Source organism: Enterobacter chengduensis, from assembly GCF_001984825.2.
GTDB classification, from domain to species: domain Bacteria; phylum Pseudomonadota; class Gammaproteobacteria; order Enterobacterales; family Enterobacteriaceae; genus Enterobacter; species Enterobacter chengduensis.
On sequence record NZ_CP043318.1, the window covers coordinates 3,314,118 to 3,329,904 of the forward strand.

The following is a 15,787-nucleotide window of genomic DNA, read 5'->3' on the forward strand; positions in this document are numbered from 1 at the left end:
TCAAGGCAAACCAGGAGTAATCGCTTCGAGCAGGATGAGATTCGGACTACTTCGAATAACAGGCGACATTTTTTGCAAAAAAAACCCGGAGACAGGCTCCGGGTTGCGAATAGCGTGTAGTTAAATTATTCCATCCATTCGGTATGGAACACGCCTTCTTTATCGGTGCGTTTGTAAGTATGCGCGCCGAAGTAGTCACGCTGTGCCTGAATCAGGTTGGCAGGCAGAACGGCTGAACGGTAGCTGTCGTAGTAGGCTACTGCAGCAGAGAAGGTCGGAACCGGAATCCCGTTCTGAACTGCATAGGCCACCACATCACGCAGCGCCTGCTGATATTCGTCCGCAATTTTCTTGAAGTACGGTGCCAGCAGCAGGTTAGCAATACCGGCGTTTTCAGCGTAGGCATCGGTGATTTTCTGCAGGAACTGCGCACGAATGATGCAACCCGCGCGGAAGATCTTGGCGATTTCGCCGTAGTTCAGATCCCAGTTGTTCTCGTCTGATGCGGCACGCAGTTGAGAGAAGCCCTGCGCGTAAGAGACGATTTTACCCAGGTACAGGGCACGACGCACTTTCTCAACGAATTCAGCTTTATCACCGGCTGGTTTGGCCTGTGGGCCTGACAGCACTTTAGATGCCGCGACGCGCTGCTCTTTCAGAGAAGAGATGTAGCGAGCGAAGACGGACTCGGTGATCAGAGACAGCGGCTCGCCCAGATCCAGCGAGCTCTGGCTGGTCCATTTACCGGTACCTTTGTTGGCTGCTTCATCCAGAATCACATCAACCAGGTATTTACCCTCTTCATCTTTTTTCGTGAAGATATCTTTGGTGATGTCGATCAGGTAGCTGTTCAGCTCGCCTTTGTTCCACTCGGTGAAGGTTTCAGCCAGCTCTTCGTTAGAGAGGTTCAGGCCGCCTTTCAGCAGGGAATACGCTTCCGCAATCAGCTGCATGTCGCCATATTCGATACCGTTGTGCACCATTTTCACATAGTGACCTGCACCGTCCGCACCGATATAGGTTACGCAAGGCTCGCCATCTTCAGCGACGGCTGCGATTTTGGTCAGGATAGGCGCAACCAGTTCGTATGCATCTTTCTGGCCGCCAGACATGATAGACGGGCCTTTCAGCGCGCCCTCTTCACCACCGGATACACCGGTACCGATGAAGTTGAAGCCTTCAGCAGACAGCTCACGGTTACGACGGATGGTGTCCTGGAAGAAGGTATTACCGCCATCAATGATGATGTCACCTTTTTCGAGGTATGGCTTCAGGGAGTCGATGGCTGCATCGGTACCTGCGCCCGCTTTCACCATTAACAGGATACGACGAGGTGTTTCCAGAGACTCAACGAACTCTTTAACCGTATAGAAAGGAACCAGTTTCTTGCCTGGATTTTCGGCAATCACTTCTTCGGTCTTATCACGGGAGCGATTGAAAACGGAGACGGTATAACCACGGCTTTCGATGTTGAGCGCCAGGTTGCGCCCCATCACTGCCATACCGACAACGCCGATCTGTTGCTTGGACATTACATACTCCTGTCAGGTGTGGTCACTGTCGGGTAACCCCGACAGATATAATTTGCAAGAATCTTAACTCATAAATCGGGGTCAGAGATAGGCATTTGTGGCCTTGATCACCCAAGACGACACAAAACTGGATATATTTTAAACCTTAGGAAAAGTACAGGTATGATTTATTTATATTTAAACTTAAACATGACAAATAACAAATCGAATCACTTATTATGTTTATTATTTATTGCTTTTTGATAATGCTCCAAAGTTTTATTATACATTGCGTTGAATGAGAAGTTTTCAGAGAAGAACTCATTACGATTCCTGCGCTAGAAGAATGAAGAGCAATCACATGCTGAGGAGATTATTTTATAATTTTGCGTGTAATTATAACGCTTATGATTTCCTTAACAAGGCAACATTTTGCTTGAAAACTCTGCTATAATATAAACCTTCACTTCAAAGGCGCTAAATTCATCAACCAGAGTACTCTGTCTTCAATGATTAACTTATTGACCATCATTTACTAAGTGGATGTCATATTACGCAAACGAGTATGAACACCACCGATTTCATTCGCGCATGCAATCAAATAAAGAGTTCTCATGTTTTTAGAATCAGTTCAATGAGTATATTCTTACTCACTCCCACCAACTCGCAACGAGACATAGAACTAATATTAATTTCTATTAAATGGACCGAATCTACCTGAAAGACCATCATAGACACCGTAAAATATCATCATCAACGTTTTCTTTTTTTCTTTGTTAAGAATTAAAGATATTCCTGCGCGAACAAAATTCAAGAAAATCTCGCGAATTTTATATCCCACAGGAATATATGGTTTCCTAATCATAAAGAAACTATTCCTTACCAGGAAGTAACGTCGCATGGGACTATGAACAGATATTTTGCGCCCTAACAAATTCAGCCTTGAATCACCGATCGTGTGAGCCATTGATGCTTTATTAGTCATTGCCACACGATACCCTAATTTTTTGGCACGCAGAGCCCACTCAACATCAATATAATCCACAAAAAGTGCTTCTTCCATCTTGCCAACTCTTTTGAAAACTTCGGTAGAAAAGAAGGAGCCAGAAGCAATAACATAAGTTACATCGGTTATCTCTTGTATCGCCGTTCGTTTAATGAAAGGGCCAATATAATTAGTGCCCCAATAGAGTTCGTTCGTGTGTGGATCATAAAACGAGGGCCCCAGAATACCAACATTATACTGGGTATATATCTGGCTCATGGCGCTAATAAAATTAGCTCCTAGCACACTGTCTTGATCAAGCAGTAATAAATAATCAGCACCGCGTGATATTGCGTTTTCGATACCAATATTTTGTGCATAGGAAAGTCCACGATTTGTATTCAATTTAATTAAATCGTATTGGAACTGTTGGCACAAACTTTCAATCTCCACTACATTTTTTGAACCATTGTCTACGATTACACAATTATCCAGTTGATGATGAAGAGATTGTAACTGTGCCTTAAAACAATCAATGTCTGGATTATAAGTTACAGTGACCGAACTAATCAATTAAAACTCCTTAAAACAAATCTATTACATTCGCAAGAATTTAACCCGCAGACTTTCCATATATCCCCAGAATCCCATCCTTCCATCCACGTAGGATATATTTAATATACAGTCTTTTTTTATCCACACAGGCAACAAACATTATCGTGCGAATCGTTGAAAAAATGGCCTCTCTAAATTTATATCCAATAGGAACATATGATAATCGCATCATATAAATTGAGTTTCTTGCAAGATAGTAGCGTCTTAATGGGCTATGTATACTTACTTCTCTTCCCAGAAAAAGCTTTCGCTCATCTCCAATTGTATGACTCATTTTGGCATCGGGTATCGCATATAAAGAATATCCATTACTAGCTGTTCTCAAACACCATTCGATATCAATATAATCAATAAATAACTCATCACGCATCAAACCCACTTTCTTTAATACTTCAACAGGAACTAACATCCCTGAATTTATAAGAAAAGAAACTTTGAGCGGATCAGAGGATTTTGGATAAATGCTTCTAATACGACATCCATCAATTAATGAAAAGGGAGTATTTGTTCCTGTTCTGGGATCATAAAATACAGGTCCAACAGCACCAACCTTATGTCCTTTGGCATTAAGTTCCATCAAACCTTGTGATAGAGAACTAATAAATTCATCAGTTGGCTCTGAATCCTGATCAAAGAAAAGTACTGCATCTGAATCAGAATCCATAATTTTTTTAAGTAGAATATTTTGTGCACCAGCCAATCCTAGATTCTCTGACAGAAAAGTATAATCATGGTCAGATAAATACTCATCTTTCAGATGTTGTGCATTATTGCTGGCGTTGTCAGCCAGATATATTTTTAAATCTAATCGAGATGTTTTTAAAAGTTCAATAAGCTTAGCTAGCACTTCGGTATCTGGGTTATAGGTGACTATTAAAGCCGCTATCTTTAACATTTTTTCTTCCATACGTCATTAAACACCCAATAATAATCAGCAAAATCCAATTTGATAGCCATGTAAAATATTGATCATCTATCAATTGCATCAGTATTGCATAAAGTGCTAAGGGATATACGATATAATAAGCCCGAACGTTCTTGTATTTCCATGTATAAATGCGACCTGAAAAGAAACCAAAAAATGCTGGAAAAACAATTGAAAAATATCCAAAATCCATGAAATAGGGACGTAAATATGTATATATATTTGTAGGAAAAGGTATAAACACCCACTCCTGAACTATATTCGCAATTTTAAATGGATAAAGAAAAGTCAACCACAAATAAATATTTCTAAATGAGTAGAAACCGAAATTTTCAGAGGCATTATCAGGGAGTTGTGAGAATGCCAATATCCCACCAGACATATAATTATAGAGATAATAAAACATTAGACCAGGGGGGGCATCAGGGTATCGTAGACTCATAACCCCCAAGAAGCACAATATGAACCCGCCTCCAAAAAGAACTACTTTCGATAACTTTAATCGTTTCGGAGTTAAAATAAGTATTGTCGACAAATATAGTAAAACAAGTACTTTAGCACCAAGTAACAGTAGCATAGGTAGAGCAAGAACAAAACTTAGTATAAAAAGCTTACGAGAACTAATCAGTAAAAAACATGAAGAGAAAAGTGATATTAATGCTAATCGTCCCAAAAGGCCGAAATTTGCACCGTCATCAGCAACGAGATATTCGCGGAAAGCTGAAATATTCCACAAAGTGCTAATAGGAAACTTCAGAAAAAAAACAAGATAAAACAATAACATGAACGCAAAAGGTATTACATTGGGCCAGTGTTCATTTCGTTTTGCCACCATCTTACCCATTACTTTTGGTAAAGTTGTTTCCCCACCAATAATTGCAGCCAAGAAAAATGCTAAATTTGCATAGAGAATGAAGTACGTTTTAGGTAAATACTCTTCTTCCGAAAAAAACAAAGCTAAAGATGAAGAAAATAACCACAATAGAGCATGTACTACAGCTGGATGAATCCACTCGAGTTTGAGATAAAAACAAAGCAATAAACCGCATGTATAAACTATTATCAACGCGATTATAACATCCATTTTAGCCACCTGTTTTCATACGAATTCCAAATTTTTCAACATAAAATAAAATTAAAAAATCGGCAAATGATCTTATCAAAAATGCAACTGCGGCACCAAAGATGGAATAGGTTGTAGTCAGATAATATAGAATCGCGAGGTAAGGGAAAAATTCGATAATATGCACAACTCCCGTCCATTTTGCATGTCCTGCGGACTGTATTTTTGCAAAGCAGATCTGTGCGACTGAATTAAAGACAAAGCCTAACAATAAAATCTTAAATATTTGTGCCGCATCCCCCATATATTCTTTACCTAACCACAAGCCTAAAATCTCGCTTGAAAACATAAAAAAAGGAGTTGCAAGTAGTATGGAAAACAAAAATACCGACCACAAAGTGCGATGATAGACTGTATGAGAATCGTTCGATTGCGAATAGCTTAATTTTGGAAATAACGCTCTGGCAACAGCACCTGGGAATAAAGATAATCTTGAGACCATATCTGAGGGCCCAGAATAGTGAGCCACAACGCTTGCACCAGAAAAATGAGAAACTGCAAATCGATCGACAAACCCCATGAGTGGCCCGATTATATTACTTAGGGTAACCCATCCACCGAAGCTCATTAGTTCTGAAAAAACATCCTTCCGAAAAATTCGTCGAAATTCTATAAGGTGGCTTTCACAAATTTTCCAACTTATAAGTGCAACTATCCATCTTCCAGCAACTAACCCACATACAGCAGAGGTCAAGGTCGGAGAATATAGCACTGCAAAAAGAGGGAGTAAAATGATAAATGGACTTGTTGTGACTTGTTGAATATTGAGACTTGAGAATTTCTCAACGCCCTCAAGATAGGCTCTCCAGACTTGTGTAAGCAACAAAGCTGGCACGCATAATACTAACAAACGAAGCGCTAGCGTCAATTCATTGAGGAGCTCAGGCGAAACATTCAAAAATCTTGCTAACAAAGGAGCAAAAAAATATCCAAGCAGAACGATAATAATGCTAAGTCCTGTCACAGCATAAAGTGAGGTTCCAAGAATAGCATTAACTCGATTATCATCGTTTCGATGTGTAGAAACAAATCGTATAACAGCCCTCGACAGTCCACCATCGAAAACACTCGCATAGCCCATTAGGGCATATGCGATTGTAAAAAGACCAAAGCGTTCCACTCCAAGTGATCTTGCTAAAATCCCCATTACGGGGATAGCCATTAGTAATGGAAGCGCAAGCCCAAATATATTCCAACTACTGTTCTTAATTAAACTCATATAATTTTACTTTTAATCAAAAAACTCATCATTGGAGCATTTTTATCCTTACTAGATAAAATAATATTGTCTTCTTTAGGCCAATCTATACCAATGTCTTCATCATTCCAGAGAATCGAACCTTCAGCTTCTGGATGATAGTAATCTGTTGTTTTGTATAAGAATTCAGTATTATCTTCTAATGTAAGAAAACCATGGGCGAATCCCTCAGGAATCCACAATTGACGTTTATTTTCGGCAGATAGAATAACACCAACCCATTTGCCAAAAGTTGAAGATTGCTTGCGGATATCAACTGCTACATCAAATACTGCACCAGCGACACAGCGGACCAACTTCCCCTGAGCATAGGGATCTTTCTGATAATGCAATCCACGAAGTACGCCTTTTGCGGATTTTGAATGGTTATCTTGAACAAAATCTATTTGTTGGCCAACAGCATCTTCAAATGTTTTTTGATTGAAACTTTCCATGAAAAAACCACGTTCATCCCCAAATACTTTTGGCTCAAAGATTAATACTTCTGGGATTTCTGTTTTAATAATATTCATCAGTTAATAACCTTTGATCATTTTCAACAAATATTGTCCATATTGGTTTTTTGATAAAGGCGCGGCAAGTTTTTTAACCTGCTCAGCATCAATAAACCCTTTGCGATAGGCAATTTCTTCAGGGCAAGCAACTTTAAGTCCCTGACGCTCTTCAATGGTTGCAATGAAATTACTCGCTTCAATTAGACTCTGGTGAGTCCCTGTATCAAGCCAGGCAAAACCACGCCCCATCATAGCTACGGAAAGTTGTCCCTGCTCCATGTAAATGCGGTTGATATCCGTGATTTCTAGCTCACCACGTGCTGAAGGTTTCAAATTTTTTGCCATTTCAACGACACTGTTGTCATAGAAATACAGCCCTGTCACCGCATAATTACTCTTCGGCTCCAGCGGTTTTTCTTCGAGGCTGATGGCTGTTCCATTTTTATCAAACTCGACAACACCGTAACGCTCAGGATCGTTCACGTGATAGGCAAAGACCGTTGCACCATTTTCTTTATTAACCGCGGCATCCATTAATTTAGGAAGGTCGTGACCATAGAAAATGTTATCGCCCAACACCAGGGCACAATCATCGTTACCAATGAATTCTTTGCCAATAACGAAAGCCTGCGCCAGGCCATCCGGGCTTGGCTGGACTTTGTATTGCAGATTTAGCCCCCACTGGCTTCCATCACCCAGAAGTTGTTCAAAACGCGGTGTATCCTGCGGAGTACTAATAATTAAAATATCTCGAATACCAGCCAGCATCAGCGTTGAAAGCGGATAGTAAATCATCGGCTTATCATAAATAGGCAATAACTGTTTACTAACAGCCATGGTCACTGGATACAGACGAGTACCAGAGCCACCCGCCAGAATAATACCTTTACGCGTTTTCATTTCATCATCTCTATATTCATGAGATGCCCATACCCAGGCATCTTGATCATCATTAAATCGCAGTCGCTGTGAACCACTCAGTCAGCATACGCTTAACCCCAGTCTCCCACTGTGGCAGTACAAGGTCGAAATTCTCCTGAAACTTTGAAGTATTCAGACGGGAGTTTGCCGGGCGTTTAGCAGGCGTAGGGTACGCGCTGGTCGCAACCCCATGAAGCTGGTTTAATGCCAATTCAATCCCTGCTGCACGCGCCTCTTCGAATACCAGAGAGGCATAGTCGAACCAGGTTGTCGTACCACTGGCAACCAGATGATAAGTTCCTGCTACCTCAGGTTTATTCATAGCAACCCGAATTGCATGAGCCGTGCAGTCCGCTAATAATTCGGCTCCTGTGGGTGCACCAAATTGGTCGTTAATCACAGACAACTCAGAACGCTCTTTTGCCAGTCGTAACATAGTACGCGCAAAGTTATTCCCTTTGCCGGCATAAACCCAGCTAGTACGGAAGATCAAATGGCGTGAGCAATTTTCGCTTAATGCTTTTTCACCCGCTAGTTTGGTCTCACCATAAACATTGAGCGGCGCAGTAGCGTCAGTTTCCAGCCAAGGTGTAGTTCCATTACCCGGAAATACGTAATCAGTAGAGTAATGAATAACCCAAGCACCTAATTTCTGTGCCTCTTTGGCAATCCCCTCGACACTTGTGGCATTCAGAAGCTGAGCGAATTCAGGTTCTGACTCAGCCTTATCAACGGCGGTGTGCGCAGCTGCGTTAACGATCACATCTGGCTTAATACGACGCACAGTTTCTGCAACACCCTCAGGATTACTGAAATCGCCGCAATACTCTTGAGAATTGACGTCAACAGCAATCAAATTACCCAGAGGTGCAAGAGCACGTTGAAGTTCCCAACCCACCTGACCGGTTTTACCGAACAGAAGAATATTCATCAGGTACGATCTCCATAATTTTCTTCAATCCAGGACTTGTAGCTACCGCTTTTTACGTTCTCTACCCATTGTGTGTTCGCCAGGTACCATTCTACGGTTTTGCGAATGCCGCTTTCGAAGGTTTCCTGGGGCTTCCAGCCAAGTTCCCTACCAATTTTCTCTGCATCAATCGCGTAGCGGCGATCGTGGCCCGGACGGTCGGCAACATACGTTATCTGGTCACGATAGGAGCCTTCTTTCGGCACAATCTCATCCAGCAGGAAGCAGATGGTGTTTACTACATCAAGATTTTGTTTTTCATTGTGGCCGCCGATGTTATAGGTTTCCCCAATCTTACCCTTCGTCACCACGGTATATAATGCACGGGCGTGATCTTCAACATATAGCCAGTCGCGAATCTGGTCTCCTTTACCGTAAACCGGCAAGGCTTTACCATCCAACGCATTGAGAATGACCAGTGGGATAAGTTTTTCAGGGAAGTGGTAAGGACCGTAGTTGTTTGAACAGTTAGTCACTATGGTCGGGAAGCCGTAAGTGCGAAGCCAGGCACGGACCAAATGGTCGCTTGACGCTTTAGACGCAGAATATGGGCTGCTTGGGGCATAAGCGGTAGTTTCAGTAAAGAGAGGCAGTTTAGAGCCCTCTTCAATCTCATCCGGGTGCGGAAGATCGCCATACACTTCATCTGTGGAGATATGGTGGAAACGGAATGACGCTTTTTTATCAGCACTTAACTCAGACCAGTACTTGCGGCTCGCTTCCAACAGCACATAGGTGCCAAGAATGTTAGTCTCTATAAAAGCTGCCGGGCCGGTAATCGAGCGATCAACGTGGCTCTCAGCGGCCAGATGCATCACAGCATCCGGCTGGTGCTCTGCAAAAATACGCGCCATGGCGTCGCTGTCGCAGATATCGGCATGTTCAAAACGATAGCGATCGCTGTGTGAGACATCAGCCAGCGATTCAAGATTACCTGCATAAGTCAGCTTATCGACGTTGATAACAGAATCTTGTGTATCATTAATAATGTGTCGTACCACTGCAGACCCAATAAAGCCTGCTCCACCAGTGACCAGAATTTTCACGTTTATTTCGCTCTTAATGTTTTCAGAAACAATCAATTACATTCCATCGCCCCGGTAGCTATCGGCAAGCATTCAGGGCGGAGGAAAGCACAATCTGCTATCTTAACTTATCTTTTCATTCCAAAGTAAATCGCAGATAACATCGGTTGGATTGAACGCTGCAGGTGCTTGCAACAGGATCTCACGTACGCGTTCGTAGTCGAAATCGCGGCAGGCCTTGTCGAGGTCGTGGAGAATAATGCTCATCTCATTCCACGGCAACATCACTTCGTTAGCAGTCTTTATTCGCGGGTGCTGCGTGACAGACACATTGTCGCCGATAAGTAACTCTTCATAAAGTTTCTCACCTGGACGTAGGCCCGTCGTTTTTATCTCAATATCACCGTACGGATTTTTATCATCACGAACGGTGAGCCCTTGAAGGGTAATCATGCGATGCGCAAGCTCTATAATCTTGACGGGTTCACCCATATCCAGAACAAAGACATCGCCGCCCGTCCCCATAGCTCCCGCCTGGATTACCAACTGCGCCGCTTCAGGAATCGTCATAAAGTAGCGCGTAATATTCTCATGGGTCAGCGTCACGGGACCACCCGCAGCTATTTGTTTTTCAAACAGTGGCACGACAGAACCCGACGAGCCTAGTACATTGCCGAAGCGAACCATGCTAAAGCAAGTTTTACTGGATTCTTTCGCTAGCGCCTGAAGCACTAACTCAGCCATTCGTTTGGTCGCCCCCATTGTATTGGTCGGCCGCACGGCTTTATCAGTCGAAATTAAGACAAAGTTTTCTACACCGCAGCGCGCTGCAGCCTGTGCACAGCTCAGCGTACCAAAGATATTATTGCGAACTCCGTCAAGAACGTTGAATTCGACAAGCGGTACATGCTTGTAGGCCGCAGCGTGATAAATCGTATTAACGTTAAATGCGTCGATTAATCTTTCGAGATGCTCTTTATCCTGAACATTACCGAGAATAGGATAAATTTTAACCTGAAGATTCTGGCTCAGATTCAGATTACGCAGCTCCGAGTCGATGGAATAAAGTGAGAACTCGGACAATTCGAAAAGAATAAGCTGGTTCGGTTTATTTTTAATTATCTGTCGACAAAGCTCCGAACCAATCGATCCCCCTGCCCCGGTAACCATGACCGTTTTCCCGTTAATATTACGAGACACCAATTCCGGAATTGGTGAAACGGGATCGCGGCCCAGCAGATCGGTAATAACCACTTTGCGCAATGCATCAATACGCGCTTTCCCCTCCACCAGATCGACCATGCCGGGAATGGAGAGTACCTCGCACGGCAAACCTTCCAGTGTTTTAATGACTTCGTTCTTCCTGGCTCGACTGGCGCTTGGCATGGCAAGCAGAATCTTTTTCGCTTCGTATTTCTCAACTAACCATGGCAGTTTTTCCGGGGCGAAAACGCTGACACCATGAATGACCTGACCTTGCAGAGCACGGTTGTCATCGACGAAAGCTACTGGATAGTATTCATCCATCTGGCTCAGCGCAGGTAGTAATTGACGGCCCGATGCCCCAGCACCATAAATTACCACCCGAGTGCCCAGGTTTAACCCACGATTTACCAGCATTCTCATCCCAAGTCGTGATCCGGCAATGAGCAGTAATCCGAAGGAGAAATAAATAAATGGAATCGTTCTTGGCAGAAAGAGATTGGTATAAAATGCTGCAACAATAAGCAAAATGGATGATATAACCATCCCTACTGTAACAACCAATAATATTTTTGCAGTTATATAGCGAATAACGGCTCGATAAAGTCCTAACTTTACAAATATCGCCAAAGTTACGATGATTATCGAAAATATAAATAACCAATATTTCGCACTATATATCGGCGTCATTGAATCAATGCGTACCCAAAATGCAAACCAAAATGCGCATAAAAGAAGTACAACATCTATCGAAAGTGTAATAATCCGTTTTATTGGTCTGGGCAAAGATATTAAATAATTTAGCATACTTAAAACTGGTCGCCTCGTTAAAGCTTGCATTCAGTTTATAAAATAGTACCAGCAGGACACACTGAGTAATCGTCTACTTTTGTATTATACCCACCGACAGTACCCGCCTGTAGAAACGCTGACTTACCAATGACAGCACCTCCAGCAAGATGGACACCTACCCCTAAGTGGGAAAAATCATCCAGAATAGAATCATGATCTACTGTCGAATGACTATTTACAATCGTACCCGCCCCTAATTTCGAATTGGCACCAACCACTGCGCCTGCTAATACAACCGCGCCATCTGAAATCGTTGCCGATGGACTGACAAATGCAAAGGGGTGTATAAGCGTTACGGGGGAAATACCTAAGCTAATAAGCTGCCGAAAGAGTTGTTCTCTGATTGTATTATTCCCAATTCCGATAGCTATGTGATTGGCATTTTTGATGTGTAATTTTAGTTCGGAAATTTTCCCGATGATAAGTTTGTTAGTATCAACGATTGGTGATCTATTATCGTCAAGGAAAACGATATCCTCATACCCCAGAAGTCCCGCCATCTCGTACAGGGTTCTTCCATGCCCACCTGCACCTAAAATCATTAGGTCATGCATTGACGTTGCTCTCTTTGTCTTTTACGCCTGCACCGCATTTGAGTGCTACTGCGAAAAGCGGGAGCCAGGCAATAATCAACCCAACAACGCCATCAATTTTGGCTGAGGCGATAAGGTAGGCGATCGGGAAAAGCCACAGCAGGTTGACGGCGATCGCCATCATTGTCACCGGAACATGACTGCCATATTTTCTAGCGAGAATTTGATAGCCATGACTGGCATGCGCTTCATAGACCTTTTTACCCGCCACGAGCCTTCTTAGCAACGTTGTCGTTGCATCGACGATAAATACGCCTAGCAAACATAATTCCGCGATAAAGAAATGGGTGTCTACTTTCGCAATATGGAGGATCATCAGCCCAATGGTTATCCCCAGGAAACCACTCCCGGCATCGCCCATGAAGATTTTCGCTACTGGAAAATTCCAGACAATAAAGCCTGCCGCGCCACCGATAAGGGCCAACGTCAGCGGATAAATACTTCCAGGGAGGTCCGTGTACTGGCTTACAACAATCAATATCGCACTGCATGCGGCAAACGTGATTGCTTCTGCGCTGGCCAGGCCATTAATCCCGTCCATGAAATTATATAAGTTCAGCATCCAGACCAGATACACACAGCCCAGAATCATACCAATCCAGGATAAGGATAGATCGTAACCAAAAAGCGTAATTACAGGGAAGGAACCCAAGAAATAAATACCAATTGCAGCAGCAAGGAAATGCATCAACAGGCGCCAGCGAGCCGCAATATGACCATGATCGTCAAGGAAACCGATGATTGCAACAATCACGCCTGGAATAAATAGGCCCAGGAAGTTCTCCAACGTAAACGTTTGGTTAAAATAAAAGTATACTAAAGCAACGAGTACCGTCAGGACGATCGCTACGCCACCACCACGAGGCGTTGGCACAGAATGCGAACTTCGCTGGTTTGGACGATCAATAACGTTATGCTTAATAGCATAACCTCGCAATCCCCAAGTCAGTGCGCATGACACTAAAAAAGCGAATATCACAATCCCCAAATTCATCATTATTTGCTACCTTCGATATAATAGTTCGCCGTTTTTCTCATCGTTTCATAAAGCGTTATTGGAGGAGTCCAGTTTAAATGCTCCCGAGATTTGGTGGCATCAACTTCCAGATCGCCAAATAACTGATCGTAAATTCCGCCTTTACCTGCAGCGGAAAGCAATATTTTCAGGATTACCTTAGGGAAATAGATAACTTTCGCTTTAATGTTCATGCCTGAAGCAAAGGCATTAATCATATCTTCAGTTGAAGGTCGTTCTGCATCTGCGAGCAGATAGAGCTGATTTTTTGATTTTTCATTAATTACGCACTCACTGATAAAGCTGACGACATTATCTAGCGAGACAAGTGCCCGCTTATTCTTCACGTTTTTAAATGGTAACGGTAGGTTTTTCGACACCAGTTTCAAAAGACGCTGTATATTACCTGGAGCATTTTTACCGCAAATTAATGCAGGACGAACAATGGTGATCGCCATGTTGCTGCCAGAGAAATTTTTAAGCAGACTTTGCTCGGCTTCAAGCTTAGAAATGGCATAATCAGAAGTTGGCTGGGGTTTTGACGCTTCAGAAAAAGGGATCCCCGAGGTAGCGTTACCGTTGACACCAATCGAGCTGACGAAAATAAAATGCTTCACCCCGCTGGTCGCGGCATCTGCCGCTAATTTCATGGTCGCGTCGTGATTAACCCGACGAAATTCCGCCAAAGCATCCTGTGCATCATCATTAAGAATATGCGCCCTCCCCGCAGTATGAATGACAGTCTCGCATCCCTCAAGGAGGTTAACCCAGTTGGTATCGGCGGAGATATCTCCCAGGTTGTAAATTCCCTGTTCAGGGTTCCCCTGTTTGCGCGTTGTTAATATCACCTCATGTCCTGATGATTTCAACGTCCGGACTAAAGCAGTACCAAGAAACCCGGTGCCACCCGTCACCAATACTTTCATTGCCATCCCCTATCTGCTCAATCTGATTTTTTTGCCCGCGAGAAGTGCTGAATCGCGAGAAACTCTGTATAGACCAGGACTGTTCGTTCAATATTCAATTGCGAATGCAAGGCACGCTACCGCCCCTGGCTTAACAGCTACCAGTGCACTGATTGAATTTACAGAAAAGCAGTTTCTGGTCTGGATACAGACAAAAAACTGGCGTTAATTGTCGTCCTAAATGACCATAGAAACAAGCACAAATCGTTACAAATCTGTCGAGATTTGAATCATATAACTCTATGTTATCATTATGAATAATAACAAAAAACGGTAGTCATCATTTTAGCTATGTTTTCACATATCCTGATGATGACTACCGCTTATACAAAGCGTTTAAGAAAATATCAGTCGTTTGCCAGCAACTTCTCAATACGGGTTCTGAACTTCGCCCCTTCCTTCAGGTTACGCAGACCATAGTTCACAAACGCCTGCATATACCCCATTTTCTTACCGCAGTCATAGCTGTCGCCGGTCATCAGCATCGCGTCAACAGACTGTTTTTTCGCCAGTTCGGCAATCGCGTCGGTCAGCTGAATACGGTCCCAGGCGCCTGGTTCGGTTTTTTCCAGTTCCGCCCAGATATCGGCGTTCAGAACATAGCGGCCCACCGCCATCAGATCTGAGTCCAGCGTCTGCGGCTGATCCGGTTTTTCGATAAACTCAACGATGCGGCTCACCTGCCCTTCCGTCTCCAGCGCTTCTTTCGTCTGAATCACGGAGTACTCGGAGAGATCGCCCTTCATGCGTTTCGCCAGCACCTGGCTGCGACCCGTTTCGTTGAAACGCGCCACCATGGCCGCCAGGTTGTAACGCAGCGGATCGGCAGATGCGGTATCGATGATGATGTCCGGCAGCACGACGATGAATGGATTATCCCCGACAACAGGGCGGGCACACAGGATAGAGTGTCCCAGACCCAGCGGCTGCGCCTGACGCACGTTCATGATGGTTACGCCCGGCGGACAGATGGACTGCACTTCCGCCAGCAGCTGGCGTTTGACGCGCTGCTCAAGCAACGCTTCGAGTTCGTAAGAGGTGTCGAAGTGGTTCTCAACCGCATTCTTGGACGAATGCGTAACCAGGACGATTTCTTTGATCCCTGCAGCAACAATCTCGTCGACAATGTATTGAATCATTGGCTTGTCAACGATCGGCAGCATCTCTTTAGGAATGGCTTTTGTGGCTGGCAGCATATGCATGCCCAAGCCTGCTACCGGAATGACTGCTTTCAAATTAATCATTATTTCTTCCACCTTAAAATGGTTGACGAATTATAGCTCTTAAACCTGTTTTCGCCAGCATGATTTGCCGTAATTCATGGGTAATGTT

Annotated in this window: 14 protein-coding genes; all 14 read right to left on the bottom strand. The window is 43.5% G+C overall.

The features are described from left to right. Positions 1-125: 125 nt before the first annotated feature. A complete protein-coding gene (gndA, locus tag FY206_RS16140) occupies positions 126-1,532 on the bottom strand; it encodes an NADP-dependent phosphogluconate dehydrogenase (RefSeq protein ID WP_077064122.1) in 1,407 nt (468 codons plus the stop codon). 667 nt (positions 1,533-2,199) lie between these two features. Next, complete coding sequence (locus tag FY206_RS16145) at positions 2,200-3,069, bottom strand: rhamnosyltransferase (protein WP_032641598.1); 870 nt, start codon at positions 3,067-3,069, stop codon at positions 2,200-2,202. Positions 3,070-3,109: 40 nt separating this feature from the next. After that, positions 3,110-4,006, bottom strand: a complete 897-nt coding sequence (locus tag FY206_RS16150) for a glycosyltransferase family 2 protein (protein WP_072001214.1) — start codon at positions 4,004-4,006, stop codon at positions 3,110-3,112. Then, entirely contained in the window at positions 3,972-5,120 is a 1,149-nt protein-coding gene (locus tag FY206_RS16155; RefSeq protein ID WP_045890551.1) for an O-antigen polymerase, read from the bottom strand. The genes FY206_RS16150 and FY206_RS16155 overlap by 35 nt, the downstream gene beginning before the upstream one ends. 1 nt (position 5,121) lies before the next feature. Further along, a complete protein-coding gene (locus FY206_RS16160) occupies positions 5,122-6,378 on the bottom strand; it encodes a flippase (RefSeq protein ID WP_032641600.1) in 1,257 nt (418 codons plus the stop codon). After that, a complete protein-coding gene (gene rfbC, locus FY206_RS16165; protein ID WP_032641602.1) occupies positions 6,375-6,929 on the bottom strand; it encodes a dTDP-4-dehydrorhamnose 3,5-epimerase in 555 nt (184 codons plus the stop codon). The genes FY206_RS16160 and rfbC overlap by 4 nt, the downstream gene beginning before the upstream one ends. A 3-nt stretch (positions 6,930-6,932) precedes the next feature. Continuing rightward, complete coding sequence (rfbA, locus tag FY206_RS16170; protein ID WP_032641604.1) at positions 6,933-7,811, bottom strand: glucose-1-phosphate thymidylyltransferase RfbA; 879 nt, start codon at positions 7,809-7,811, stop codon at positions 6,933-6,935. Positions 7,812-7,863: 52 nt separating this feature from the next. Beyond that, positions 7,864-8,763, bottom strand: a complete 900-nt coding sequence (gene rfbD, locus FY206_RS16175) for a dTDP-4-dehydrorhamnose reductase (RefSeq protein ID WP_032641606.1) — start codon at positions 8,761-8,763, stop codon at positions 7,864-7,866. Beyond that, a complete protein-coding gene (rfbB, locus tag FY206_RS16180) occupies positions 8,763-9,848 on the bottom strand; it encodes a dTDP-glucose 4,6-dehydratase (RefSeq protein ID WP_032642665.1) in 1,086 nt (361 codons plus the stop codon). The genes rfbD and rfbB overlap by 1 nt, the downstream gene beginning before the upstream one ends. A gap of 102 nt (positions 9,849-9,950) precedes the next feature. Next, positions 9,951-11,720, bottom strand: coding sequence for a polysaccharide biosynthesis protein (locus tag FY206_RS16185; protein WP_423751873.1), 1,770 nt, complete (start codon positions 11,718-11,720; stop codon positions 9,951-9,953). Between the two features lie 155 nt (positions 11,721-11,875). Continuing rightward, positions 11,876-12,424, bottom strand: a complete 549-nt coding sequence (locus tag FY206_RS16190; RefSeq protein WP_235007397.1) for a PglD-related sugar-binding protein — start codon at positions 12,422-12,424, stop codon at positions 11,876-11,878. Positions 12,425-12,428: 4 nt separating this feature from the next. Further along, positions 12,429-13,472: an MraY family glycosyltransferase gene (locus tag FY206_RS16195; RefSeq protein WP_032641613.1), complete on the bottom strand. Its 1,044-nt coding sequence runs from the start codon at positions 13,470-13,472 to the stop codon at positions 12,429-12,431. Next, on the bottom strand, positions 13,472-14,422 hold the full coding sequence (locus tag FY206_RS16200; protein WP_080283012.1) for an NAD-dependent epimerase/dehydratase family protein: 951 nt from the start codon (positions 14,420-14,422) through the stop codon (positions 13,472-13,474). The genes FY206_RS16195 and FY206_RS16200 overlap by 1 nt, the downstream gene beginning before the upstream one ends. A gap of 380 nt (positions 14,423-14,802) precedes the next feature. Then, a complete protein-coding gene (gene galF, locus FY206_RS16205; RefSeq protein WP_032641615.1) occupies positions 14,803-15,699 on the bottom strand; it encodes a GalU regulator GalF in 897 nt (298 codons plus the stop codon). Positions 15,700-15,787: the final 88 nt, after the last annotated feature.

Bases quoted from the DNA above. Each gene is read 5' to 3' on its own strand.
- gndA (WP_077064122.1), bottom strand. From the start codon at position 1,532: ATGTCCAAGCAACAGATCGGCGTTGTCGGTATGGCAGTGATGGGGCGC.
- FY206_RS16155 (WP_045890551.1), bottom strand. From the start codon at position 5,120: ATGGATGTTATAATCGCGTTGATAATAGTTTATACATGCGGTTTATTG.
- rfbC (WP_032641602.1), bottom strand. From the start codon at position 6,929: ATGAATATTATTAAAACAGAAATCCCAGAAGTATTAATCTTTGAGCCA.
- FY206_RS16160 (WP_032641600.1), bottom strand. From the start codon at position 6,378: ATGAGTTTAATTAAGAACAGTAGTTGGAATATATTTGGGCTTGCGCTT.
- rfbD (WP_032641606.1), bottom strand. From the start codon at position 8,763: ATGAATATTCTTCTGTTCGGTAAAACCGGTCAGGTGGGTTGGGAACTT.
- galF (WP_032641615.1), bottom strand. From the start codon at position 15,699: ATGATTAATTTGAAAGCAGTCATTCCGGTAGCAGGCTTGGGCATGCAT.
- FY206_RS16195 (WP_032641613.1), bottom strand. From the start codon at position 13,472: ATGATGAATTTGGGGATTGTGATATTCGCTTTTTTAGTGTCATGCGCA.
- FY206_RS16200 (WP_080283012.1), bottom strand. From the start codon at position 14,422: ATGGCAATGAAAGTATTGGTGACGGGTGGCACCGGGTTTCTTGGTACT.
- rfbA (WP_032641604.1), bottom strand. From the start codon at position 7,811: ATGAAAACGCGTAAAGGTATTATTCTGGCGGGTGGCTCTGGTACTCGT.
- FY206_RS16190 (WP_235007397.1), bottom strand. From the start codon at position 12,424: ATGATTTTAGGTGCAGGTGGGCATGGAAGAACCCTGTACGAGATGGCG.
- FY206_RS16185 (WP_423751873.1), bottom strand. From the start codon at position 11,720: ATGACGCCGATATATAGTGCGAAATATTGGTTATTTATATTTTCGATA.
- FY206_RS16150 (WP_072001214.1), bottom strand. From the start codon at position 4,006: ATGTTAAAGATAGCGGCTTTAATAGTCACCTATAACCCAGATACCGAA.